10 protein-coding genes are annotated in these 11,376 nt (G+C 35.2%); 7 read left to right on the top strand and 3 right to left on the bottom strand.

What is annotated here, in order from left to right:
• The first annotated feature begins 13 nt into the window (after positions 1 to 13).
• The gene (gene treC, locus ACLBXA_RS22870; RefSeq protein WP_000656109.1) at positions 14 to 1,675 is read left to right on the top strand and encodes an alpha,alpha-phosphotrehalase; all 1,662 of its coding nucleotides are present in this window, start codon (positions 14 to 16) and stop codon (positions 1,673 to 1,675) included.
• 32 nt (positions 1,676 to 1,707) lie between these two features.
• Here the strand turns inward: treC and ACLBXA_RS22875 are convergent, their stop codons facing one another.
• From ACLBXA_RS22875 to gerKA, 3 genes are read right to left on the bottom strand one after another with little or no spacing between them, the layout of a single operon-like run.
• Positions 1,708 to 2,832 carry a Ger(x)C family spore germination protein gene (locus tag ACLBXA_RS22875; RefSeq protein ID WP_044783723.1) on the bottom strand — a complete coding sequence of 375 codons (1,125 nt, stop codon included), beginning with the start codon at positions 2,830 to 2,832 and terminating at the stop codon, positions 1,708 to 1,710.
• Positions 2,813 to 3,919 carry a GerAB/ArcD/ProY family transporter gene (locus tag ACLBXA_RS22880; RefSeq protein ID WP_098832767.1) on the bottom strand — a complete coding sequence of 369 codons (1,107 nt, stop codon included), beginning with the start codon at positions 3,917 to 3,919 and terminating at the stop codon, positions 2,813 to 2,815. Before ACLBXA_RS22880 ends, ACLBXA_RS22875 begins: the two co-directional genes overlap by 20 nt.
• Positions 3,900 to 5,402 (bottom strand): spore germination protein GerKA, encoded by a 1,503-nt coding sequence (gene gerKA, locus ACLBXA_RS22885; protein WP_044783725.1) that lies wholly within the window; start codon positions 5,400 to 5,402, stop codon positions 3,900 to 3,902. Before gerKA ends, ACLBXA_RS22880 begins: the two co-directional genes overlap by 20 nt.
• Positions 5,403 to 5,590: 188 nt before the next feature.
• On the opposite strand from gerKA, the gene ACLBXA_RS22890 reads away from it, so the two are divergent.
• The 6 genes from ACLBXA_RS22890 (at position 5,591) to ACLBXA_RS22915 (ending at position 11,276) form a co-directional block, all read left to right on the top strand.
• Positions 5,591 to 6,562, top strand: a complete 972-nt coding sequence (locus tag ACLBXA_RS22890) for a phosphotransferase enzyme family protein (protein ID WP_000401662.1) — start codon at positions 5,591 to 5,593, stop codon at positions 6,560 to 6,562.
• Positions 6,563 to 6,721: 159 nt separating this feature from the next.
• On the top strand, positions 6,722 to 8,182 hold the full coding sequence (locus tag ACLBXA_RS22895) for an alanine/glycine:cation symporter family protein (protein ID WP_000387172.1): 1,461 nt from the start codon (positions 6,722 to 6,724) through the stop codon (positions 8,180 to 8,182).
• A gap of 133 nt (positions 8,183 to 8,315) precedes the next feature.
• A complete protein-coding gene (locus ACLBXA_RS22900; protein WP_002083770.1) occupies positions 8,316 to 9,044 on the top strand; it encodes an amino acid ABC transporter ATP-binding protein in 729 nt (242 codons plus the stop codon).
• A gap of 12 nt (positions 9,045 to 9,056) precedes the next feature.
• Positions 9,057 to 9,887, top strand: coding sequence for a glutamine ABC transporter substrate-binding protein GlnH (gene glnH / locus ACLBXA_RS22905; RefSeq protein WP_000916489.1), 831 nt, complete (start codon positions 9,057 to 9,059; stop codon positions 9,885 to 9,887).
• Between the two features lie 87 nt (positions 9,888 to 9,974).
• On the top strand, positions 9,975 to 10,631 hold the full coding sequence (locus tag ACLBXA_RS22910; RefSeq protein ID WP_001112685.1) for an amino acid ABC transporter permease: 657 nt from the start codon (positions 9,975 to 9,977) through the stop codon (positions 10,629 to 10,631).
• Entirely contained in the window at positions 10,632 to 11,276 is a 645-nt protein-coding gene (locus ACLBXA_RS22915; RefSeq protein ID WP_000345975.1) for an amino acid ABC transporter permease, read from the top strand.
• The last annotated feature ends 100 nt before the right edge of the window (positions 11,277 to 11,376 follow it).

The following is an 11,376-nucleotide window of genomic DNA, read 5'->3' on the forward strand; positions in this document are numbered from 1 at the left end:
GAGGAAGTTAAACATGAAGGATTGGCATAAAAGTGTAGTCTATCAAATTTATCCGAAGAGCTTTAATAGCTATTACAATAAAGAAACCGGTGATATAAAAGGGGTTACAGAGAAACTAGATTATTTAAAAGAACTCGGAGTGGATTATATTTGGTTAACACCGATATACCAATCACCACAAAATGATAATGGATATGATGTAAGTGATTACTACAGCATTGATCCATCTTACGGAACGATGGAAGAGTTTGAGGAACTTTTAGCAGAAGCGAAAGTACGTAACATTGAAATTATGCTTGATATTGTTGTAAATCATAGTTCGACTGAACATAAGTGGTTTAAAGAAGCGAAGGAAGATAAAAATAGTCCATATCGTAATTACTATATTTGGCGTGATGAAAAAAATAATTGGCAGTCTAAGTTTGGTGGATCTGCTTGGAAATATGATGAGAAGACGGAGCAATATTATTTACATTTATTTGATGAAACACAAGCTGATTTAAATTGGGAAAATGAACAACTTCGCGAAGAAGTATATGATATGATGCGTTTTTGGCTGGATAAAGGGGTAACAGGATTCCGATTAGATGTCATTAACTTAATTTCAAAAGACCAATGTTTCTTAAACGATGAAGGTAATACTGCGACAAGTGATGGACGCAAGTATTATACAGATGGTCCGCGTGTTCATGAATATTTACAAGAGATGAACCGAAAAGTTTTTGCAGGAAAAGATGTAATTACAGTTGGAGAAATGTCATCTACGACAATTGATAATTGTATTAAATATTCTAATCCTGAGCGTAATGAACTGAGCATGACGTTTAGTTTCCATCATTTAAAAGTAGATTATCCGAATGGTGATAAGTGGACGAAAGCAGAGTTTGATTTTATTAAATTAAAAGAGATTATGTCTAACTGGCAAATTGAAATGCAAAAGGGCGGAGGATGGAATGCGTTATTTTGGTGTAATCATGACCAACCTCGCATAGTGTCACGCTTCGGTGATGATAGAAAGTACCGAAATGAATCTGCGAAAATGTTAGCGACAGCTATGCATATGTTGCAAGGAACACCTTACATTTATCAAGGCGAAGAAATCGGTATGACGAATCCTAAATTCGAGTCCATCGAGCAATATCGCGATGTGGAATCGTTAAATATATACGATATCAAGCGAGAAGAAGGATTATCAAAAGAAGAGATTATCGGGATTTTAAAACAAAAATCTCGTGACAACTCTCGTACTCCGATGCAGTGGAATGAAGAGATGAACAGTGGTTTTACAACAAGTACACCTTGGATTTCAGTGGCTGAAAACTTTACAGAAATAAACGTAGAGAAGGCATTAGAAGATAAAGAGTCTGTATTTTATCATTATAAAAAGTTAATAGAACTTAGAAAAACGTATGATGTAATTACAGAAGGAGAATATGCTATTTTGGATAAAAATGATCCTAAAATTTGGGCATATACTCGTACTACAGAAAGTGAAGTACTACTTGTTATAAATAACTTCTATGGAGAAGAAATAACGTACTCTGTACCAGCGCACGTTCAATTAGATGGAATGAAACAAGAAGTACTACTGTCGAATTATAAAGATGCCAGCAAGGATATTGCAAAACTTAACTTAAGACCATATGAATCAATTGTGTATCGATATACGAAATAAAAAGGTTGTATGCCGCATGGGCATACAACCTTTTATTTTAAGACACCACTATACAAAATGCTTACTTCTACTTCAGGTTTAAACTTTACTTTTGCATAATCTTTATCCCAATTTTTTTTCCTCCATAACTCAGGGTGATAAGCGATAAGGTGTCTGCCGATACCGAAAGCATCACAGTTTGCTTTTTGTAGCTTTTTTGTTATTTGTTTCGCTTCTTTCGTAAGTTGCTTTGATAATTCTTTATTTAGTTTTTTTCGTTCCCACATTTTATAAAGATTATCTCTTGGAGCCTCAAGCGCTATAACTTTTAGTTGAAGCTTAATGTGAGCATAAACATTTCCTTTTTTATCTGTTGTTATTTTTAAGTCTCGTTTTAATTTCCGATTGCTAATTTCCATCGTTAAATAATCAGATGTCGTCTCTGATTCATCGCTAGTAAGTTTTTGGGTGATACGGGCACTTGTTCCCATTTTTCCAGTTAATAACACGAATAAAACAGATTGTTTCAAAGGTAAATGCCCAGTTAATTTGTCTTTATTAAATAAAGATAATCCGTCTGTAATAACTTCTTTTTCTTTTATTTTTATAGAGGGGAGGGTAAAATCTTTACCTGGATCTAACATTTTTGTAGCAGCTGTTTCTAAAGTTTCTTTCGGAAACACACTCATATCTTCTAAGCTTTTTACTTTTTTCTTTAAAAAATCTCCAATTAATAAATTTCCTACTTTCTTTTTTTTGAGTATCTCGGATGTTTCACCATCTACTGCAATAAGTTTTACTAAAGCAGTTGGGTTTGTTGGGTCCCGAAAGCTGACATCTAAATAGGGTAGTATACCTTTCTTTAGAATTTTGGTTCCAAGTAATTGAACGCCATATTTGAAATAGCGGATATTCCCAGTTACATTTTTTTTTAGGGCATCACTTGTATCCCTTATGTTATATCCAGTTGCTGAATGTACTTCATTCTCGAATGAAGATTGTTCTCCGCTTGAACTTTTTACAAGTTCAAGCGTTTGTTGAAGTTTATTTTCTTCCGTAATATCATATCCAATGCTATAAGCTAATCTCGCTTCTCTTAATGGTTCTTGATCCCAACAGCCAGAAAGGAATGCACTAGTACATAATAAAAAAAGTAATTTAACTCTTTTTTTGAACATACTGCTCTCCTTTCTTATTTCTTATCACTGAATAAAGTAGAAATAAAAGAGGAAGGACAACGATGAAAATATAGGTGAACTTATCAGTGAAAGTTGCAATTACTTTTAATTCTTCGGGTGTATCGATAAATACGGCTACACTAAAGGCAATAATACCAACTATTGGAACAGCTTTTTTATGATTAGCAAGATTGAATATATGTCCAATTCCGATTGAAGCAGCACAATAATAACTAGCAATAGAAGCCACAACTGTTATCATCCATATTGGTATGAATAGTAAATCAGTACGGTCTATAATCCCGATATGTAAGGAGCGCAATAAGTAAGCAACTGGCTCTGGAATAAGCTCAATTTGCTTTGGACTAAATACGATAAAGCAAATCCAAACAGTGAAAGTATAAAAAAGGGTTACAAATCCATTAGCGATAGAAATTGCCTTTAGTTTTGCCACAGAACTCCCGTTTACTTTTGGGAAAGCGATAAGAATAATTTCAAAACCATACATAGCTGTAATGGTTTCCCTAGATGCTTGAATAATATTCCACCATCCGGCTTCTGTGATTGGAAAAATATAAGAAAAATCAGCTCGTGAAAACCCTAGTGCAATTAAAAGAGCCATGGGCAAAATGAGAATAGAGGCCATCACATAAAACCTTACAATTACTTTAAATGTATTATAGGCTACATAGCAGCAAGCTATTGTAAATAGTATGAGAATTGCAGACCAAGGGGTTGCTTGCAAAACCCATACTTTAATGACATTACAAGCGTTTAACATAACGGTCATACCAATAAGGGTAAAATAAAAAACATAAGCAAAACCTAATAGTTTTCCAAACTTATTACCAAATAGCATACAAACACTTTCATACATATCCGCATCAGGAAATCGTTTTAAGAAAAGCCACATAAGTAAAATGATAAGTTGAATTGCAAGACCAGCTATGAGAGCAGAAATCCATCCGCCGCCTTTCGCTATCGGATGAAGACGGTTAGGTAGAGAGAGTATACCGACCCCAATTTGGCATTGAATAACGAAAAAGGTAAATTGAACAAGTGAAATTTTACTTTGCGTGTTTGTCACCGTCCTCATCCTCTCTCGTTACATGTTGTCGTTGCATTTTTTTCGGTTTTGGATCATGTGGTCGTTCCCAAAACGACCACATTGGAAGTCTTACAAAAGAATCTTTCATATCTTTTATCCGCATCGGGGCAACAGGAGAAAGATATGGTGTATGAAATGAATGTAGTTGGCATAAGTGAACGAAAGTTATAATTAGACCAAATGAGATGCCTACATATCCGAATATAGCAGCAAGGAGCATTAACGGAAAACGAAGAATCCGAACTGCTGAACTCATATCATTTGATGGAACGAGAAAAGATGAGATTGCAGTTAAAGCTACAACGATAATCATTGTGTAAGAAACGAGTCCGGCTTTTACAATCGCATCACCAATTACTAAACCACCTACAATACCGATTGTTTGTCCAACTCGGCTTGGCAAGCGAATACCAGCTTCCCGTAATAATTCAAAGATTAATTCCATTAAGAGAGCTTCAAAAATAGGAGGAAGAGGCACTTTTTCTAAAGAAGCTTTAATTGTGTAAACGAGTTCAAGTGGCAACACATCAGGATGAAAAGCGACGGTTGCGATATATATAGCTGGTAAGAGAAAGGCAATCAAGAAACTAACTAAGCGAATCATTCGGACGAAAGAACCGACGATCCAGCGGTTATTATAATCGTCTGGTGATTGATAGAAAGCAAATAACGTAACAGGAACGATAAGTGCTGTTGGATCTCCATCAGATAAAATAGCAACTCGTCCTTCCATTAAATTTGCTGCGACTCTATCTGGACGCTCTGTATTTAACTGCTGTGGAAATGGTGAGAAAGACGTATCCTCTATAAATTCTTGTATATATCCTGGAGGCATAAGTGCATCTGTCTTAATCGTTTCTAACCTTCTTTTTACTTCTGTAACTAAATCGTCATTAGCTATGTTTTGCATATAAGCAATAGCTACTTTCGTGTGCATTTCTTCACCGAGTGTAAAATATTTAACAACTACATTTGGACTCTTAATGAGTTTACGAATAGAGGCTAAATTCGTTGCTAAATCTTCTACAAAACCAGTATGCGGTCCACGTACAATACCTTCATTATCAGGCTCTGTTATATCTCTCTTTAAAGATAGAGCCGTTTCAAAAATGCAAAAGCTTTCGACATGTTCATGAAAATATAAAGATTTACCTTGTAATAAAAGCTGCACACCATAATTTAAATTCGTTTCTTTTTTCATATTTAATGTAGAAAAAGCTTTATCTAAAGATAAATCCGACCGCGTTAATAATGGTTCAAGAACTAATTGATGAATTAGATTTGGATCTGCTAAAGATTCGATATATAAGATTATCCCTTTTCCGTTTTGAAAAGGGATATCTAATTTTTTTATATCATCAGAATGAGAAAGTTTATTTTCAATGTAATTAATGTTCTCAGGAAGTGATGGAAACATATGTTTTTGTTTTTTACTCTCTTGTTGTTCTTTTCTCTCTGTCATAATTTCCACCTCTTTTAAAGTGCAACTGTTTCTGTTAATTTTTGTCGTTTGTGAGAAATTTATGCTTGAATTATTTTTTTAAAAGAGAATTGAAAGTTACGTTATATTGTCTTTTGTGCATTATTCAATTTCATAGCAGTACTTCTCACATTTGTGTCGAATTAAGAAGATATATAGGAGGGATACATATGGAAATAGCTGTAGAACGTGTTTTTACGAAAGAGATCTTAAGAAGAGCGGCAAAGGCATTTCATGTAACAGTGGAAGAGAAGCCGCTTGGAGATTTTGAAAATTATATTTTTAAGGCGAAGGGAGATAATGATGAGGACTATGTATTACGTTTAACGCATTCTTCGCATCGCTCTAAAAAAGAAGTTGAAGCTGAACTAGATTTTTTACGATATGTTGCGGAGCATGGGGCAAAGGTAGCAGGACCTCTTAACTCAACTTCTCAAAATCTTGTAGAAGAAATTGGAGCGGAAGATAGCACTTTCTTTTTTGCTTCTTTATTTACATATGCAAAAGGTGAGCAAGTAAAAGGGGAAGGATCGCCTTATTGGGGAGATGATTATTTTGAAGCATGGGGAAAAGCGATTGGACAACTGCATCGCCTAACAATGAGCTATCCTAAAACAGACTATCGTGATACGTGGGAAGAAGACGAAAGTGGAATTGTTAATGAATTAGAAGATGATCAAGTGAAAAAGATTGCAGCGGTATTAATGGATGAGATTAAGGCCCTTCCAGTTGAAAGAGAAACGTTCGGTCTTATGCACGGTGATATCCATCCCGGTAATTTTCATTATGATGGTAAAGAGCTAACAATCTTTGATTTTGATGATGCGGCTTATAATTACTTTATACATGATTTAGCGATGGTTCTCTATTACTCTATTCTATTTACACCATGGACAGCGGAAGAGAAGACAGACTTTGCTCGTAAACAGCTACAAGTGTTACGAAAAGGCTATGAGCATGAGCACAGACTGGCGGATAGTTGGTATGAATCGTTACCGTTGTTTTTACGTCTACGTGATGTTGGTTTATACGGTACACTTCAAAAGAAGTTTAAGGGGAAAGGTATGCCAGATAACTTCCGAGAATTATCAGAAGAGCTATATGAAAGAATTATAAAAAGAGAAGCAATTGTGAATATATAATACATTTAGTTCGAAACAAAGTATATAAAACAAATATATACTTTGTTTTTTTATACAAAAATATGTTTACTTTATTAAAATAATATTGTCCTAGATTCAGTATACACTTATAATTTTATATATATTCTGAATATTCTTTATAAAGAAGGAGGGGGAATGTTGGAAGCTTTCGTGAATTGGTTAAATAATATTGTTTGGAGTCCAGCACTTGTTTATTTATGTTTAGGAGTAGGTTTATATTTTTCCATTCGAACGAGGTTTTTACAAGTAAGGCATGTAGGAGAAATGGTGAAGCTGACATTTCAAGGTGAAAAATCAGAGGCTGGTGTTTCTTCATTTCAAGCGTTAGCACTTTCGTTATCAGGACGCGTTGGGACGGGGAATATAGCTGGGGTAGCAACAGCGGTTGCCTTCGGTGGACCAGGAGCTGTATTTTGGATGTGGGCAGTGGCCTTTTTAGGAGCAGGATCAGCTTATATAGAATCTACATTAGCGCAAATATATAAGACGAAACATCAAGGACAGTTTCGTGGTGGACCTGCTTATTACATTGAAAAAGGTTTAGGTGTGAAATGGTATGCATTAGTATTCGTTGCAGCGACAATTCTTGCAACGGGGCTTTTACTGCCAGGTGTGCAGGCAAATAGTATTGCTGTAAGTTTAGAAACAGCTTTTGGAATTAACACCACCGTATCAGGGGCTTTATTAGTTGTTGTACTAGCTATTATCATCTTCGGTGGAGTAAAGCGAATTGTTAACGTTGCACAAGTTGTCGTACCGTTTATGGCAGTTGGTTATATTTTAGTAGCTTGCGTTATTGTTGCTATGAATATTGAAAAGTTGCCAGAAGCATTTATGCTAATTATAAGAAGTGCTTTTGCATTAGAAGCGGCTTTCGGTGGTATTATCGGTTTAGCAATTTCTTGGGGAGTAAAACGAGGTATTTATTCCAATGAAGCAGGGCAAGGAACTGGACCACATGCAGCAGCAGCAGCTGAAGTATCACATCCAGCTAAGCAAGGTTTAGTGCAAGCATTTTCCGTTTACATTGATACATTATTTGTTTGTTCAGCAACAGCATTTATGATGATTATTACAGGCATGTATAACGTATTTGATGCAAGCGGAAAAAACTTTATCGTTAATAAATTAAATGGCGCTCAGCCAGGACCAGGATATACACAGGCGGCGGTAGAATCTGTTTTTCCTGGATTTGGAAACGGTTTCGTTGCAATCTCGTTATTATTCTTCGCGTTTACAACAATTATGGCGTATTACTACATTGCAGAAACGAATATCGCGTACTTAAATCGTGATAAAGACCGTCCTTGGTTGTCTATTGTACTAAAATTTGTTTTTTTAGGAGCTGTATTCTACGGTTGTATTAAAACAGCAGCAACGGCGTGGGCTTTAGGTGATATCGGTGTAGGAATTATGGCATGGGTAAATATCATTGCGATTTTATTATTACAAAAACCTGCATTAGTCGCATTAAAGGATTATGAAAAACAGAAAAAAGAAGGAAAAGATCCAGTATTCGATCCGCAGCCATTAGGAATTAAAAATGCTGATTTTTGGGAGCATGAATACGGGAAAGATAAGAAAGAAGAAGTATCTTAATAGAATAGAAATGAAGAAGCAAAGGGGAAACCCTTTGCTTTTTTATGGACAAATTGAAGCTGAAAGTTATTTTTGGGACTATTTTTGAATATAAAAAGAATGTACATGCGTTGTTAGGGGAAGGGGGAGTATGTTGATAGAATTTCGTAATGTAAATAAATATTATGGTAATTTTCAAGTTTTGAAAAATATTAATGTGCAAGTGAAAAAAGGAGAAGTGGTAGTAGTTGTCGGGCCTTCAGGATCAGGAAAAAGTACATTGCTTCGATGTATAAATCAATTAGAGGCAATTACAGATGGAGGATTAATTGTACAAAATACAGAGGTACACAATAAAAAGACGGACATGAATGAATTGCGGCGAAATATTGGGATGGTCTTTCAACATTTTTATTTATACCCACATAAAACAGTTCTGCAAAATATTACACTAGCACCGATTAAAGTAAATAAAGTTTCCAAAGAAGAAGCAGAGAAAACAGCAATGTTTTATTTAGAGAAAGTAGGAATCCCGGAGAAGGCTAATGTATATCCACATCAATTATCCGGAGGACAACAGCAAAGAGTAGCAATTGCTAGAGGACTTGCGATGCAGCCGGAAATTATGCTGTTCGATGAGCCTACGTCTGCTCTTGATCCGGAGATGATCGGGGAAGTACTTGATGTTATGAAAACGCTAGCTAAAGAAGGGATGACAATGGTCGTTGTCACGCATGAAATGGGATTTGCGCGAGAAGTAGCAGATCGGATTTTATTTATGGATGATGGTCAAATTATTGAAGATACGACACCGGCGCAATTTTTTGCAAATCCTGAACAAGAAAGAGCTCGTTTATTTTTAAGTCGGGTGCTAAATCATTAGAGGAGGAATTCCATGCTTAAAATGAAAAAGTTATTTACTTTAATCGTATTTTCATGTTTATTCGTGCTTGTTGTTGCTGGATGCGGAAGTAAGAAAGATGAGGCAAAGGAAACAAATACGAAGCAAGGCGGGGCTGTTGAGCAAATTAAGAAACGAGGAAAATTAGTAGTCGGGGTGAAGAATGATACGAATTTATTTGGATTAAAAAATCCTTCAACAGGGCAAGTAGAAGGATTCGATGTTGATGTTGCGAAGGCACTTGCGAAAAAAATTCTTGGAGATGAAAAGAAGCTAGAGCTGAAAGAAGTAACGTCTAAAACACGTATTCCAATGCTGAAAAATGGTGATATTGATGCAATTATTGCGACAATGACAATTACGGAAGAGCGCAAAAAAGAAGTGGATTTCTCAGATGTATATTTTAAAGCCGGACAATCGTTACTTGTGAAAAAAGGAAGCAATATTAAGAGCATCGATGATATAAAACAAGGCGTTAAAGTATTAGCTGTAAAAGGATCAACATCTACAAATAACATTCGTCAAAAGTCACCAGAAGCGACTGTATTAGAATTTGAAAATTATAGTGAGGCATTTACAGCGTTAAAGGCAGGTAAAGGTGATGTGTTAACGACAGATAATGCAATCCTTTACGGAATGGCAAAACAAGATTCTAATTATGAAGTAGTAGGAAAAATTTTTACAGATGAACCGTACGGAATTGCAGTGCAAAAAGGTGCAGACGATTTAACGAAAGAGATTAATAACTTACTAAAAGATATGAAGGCGAGCGGGGAATACGATAAATTGTATGAAAAATGGATCGGTCAAAAACAAGAGAAGTAAAGTGAAACTTTATTTTTCTTGATAAATAGTAAAAGTGAGAGGATGAGAGTGCTCATCCTCTTCTTGTAAAGAAAGAGGGGAGAATATGTGCCTGATTTTTCTATATTAACGAATAACATTGATATGTATTTAGAAGGATTTAAATATACAGTTATGTCTAGTGTAATTGCATTGATAGGCAGTTTTATTTTAGGAGTAATTTTGGCAGTAATGCGCATCGCACCGATTCGTATTTTAAATTGGGTAGGTTCAGCTTTTGTAGAGTTTGTAAGAAATATTCCACTCGTATTAATTGCATTTATATTTTATTTCGCGTTACCTGTAATAGGAATTACTTTAAATGGTTTTGTAGCAGGAACAGTTACGCTTACCGTATATACAGCAGCGTTTATTGCGGAAGTTATTCGCGCTGGTATTCTATCAGTCGAGAAAGGTCAGATGGAAGCAGCACGTTCCTCAGGATTGACTTATACGCAAGCAATGTACCATGTCGTTTTACCTCAAGCTATGAAAATTGTAATTCCCCCTTTAGGAAACCAGTTTCTCAATTTAGTTAAAAACTCCTCAATACTTGGAATTATTGCTGGTGCTGATTTAATGTATCAAGGAGATTTAATTTCAACGAAGACGTTTGTTACGTTTGATGTATATATATTTGTCGGGATGTTTTATTTAATATTAACAATTCCGCTCAGTATGCTAGTGCGTTATTTAGAAAAACGCTTAGCAAAGGAGGCGGTGTAAATGGATTTTAAGGGAGCAATTACAGGGGATCATATTCTATTTTTATTAAAAGGATTACTTATAACGTTAGAGGTAGCGCTCGTAGCAATTGTACTTAGCTTTATTATTGGTAGTGTAATAGGGATATTGCGCTACATGAAAATACCTGTCGTCTCACAAGTATTAGGAATTATCGTTGAAGTAATTCGAAATTTACCACTACTTTTGATTATATTTTTCACGTATTTTGCACTACCAGAAGCAGGCTTGAAATTAGAAATTATAACAGCTGTAATTGTTGCTTTAACAATATTTGAAGCAGCAATGATATCTGAAATTGTTCGAAGTGGTCTATTATCGATTGAAAAAGGACAAATTGAGGCTGCAAGATCTTCAGGATTAACGTATGTGCAAGCGCTTTGGCATATCATTTTACCACAAGCATTAAGGAGAATGGTTCCACCGCTTGTCAGTCAATTTATTTCATTGCTGAAAGATACAGCATTAGCAGTTGTTATATCACTGCCAGAGCTTATGCATAATGCTCAAATTATTAGCGGACAAAATGTGAATTATATGATTCCAACGTTTATGGTAGTAGCTTGTATGTACTTTATCGTAAATTATAGTTTATCAATTTTATCCAGAAGATTAGAACTTCGTTAACCCTTACAATATATGTAAGGGTTTTTCCTTGTTTCTCCTTATTTTCCTCTAAATAGAATCTAAATCTAGCTATAATTAGATTTTTTATATTATTTTATCA

The sequence above is a fragment of the Bacillus sp. D48C genome (assembly GCF_053345735.1).

Excerpts from the sequence above, each read along its gene's own strand:
- treC (WP_000656109.1), top strand. The coding sequence starts at position 14 with ATGAAGGATTGGCATAAAAGTGTAGTCTATCAAATTTATCCGAAGAGC.
- ACLBXA_RS22875 (WP_044783723.1), bottom strand. The coding sequence starts at position 2,832 with ATGTTCAAAAAAAGAGTTAAATTACTTTTTTTATTATGTACTAGTGCA.
- gerKA (WP_044783725.1), bottom strand. The coding sequence starts at position 5,402 with ATGACAGAGAGAAAAGAACAACAAGAGAGTAAAAAACAAAAACATATG.
- ACLBXA_RS22890 (WP_000401662.1), top strand. The coding sequence starts at position 5,591 with ATGGAAATAGCTGTAGAACGTGTTTTTACGAAAGAGATCTTAAGAAGA.
- glnH (WP_000916489.1), top strand. The coding sequence starts at position 9,057 with ATGCTTAAAATGAAAAAGTTATTTACTTTAATCGTATTTTCATGTTTA.
- ACLBXA_RS22915 (WP_000345975.1), top strand. The coding sequence starts at position 10,632 with ATGGATTTTAAGGGAGCAATTACAGGGGATCATATTCTATTTTTATTA.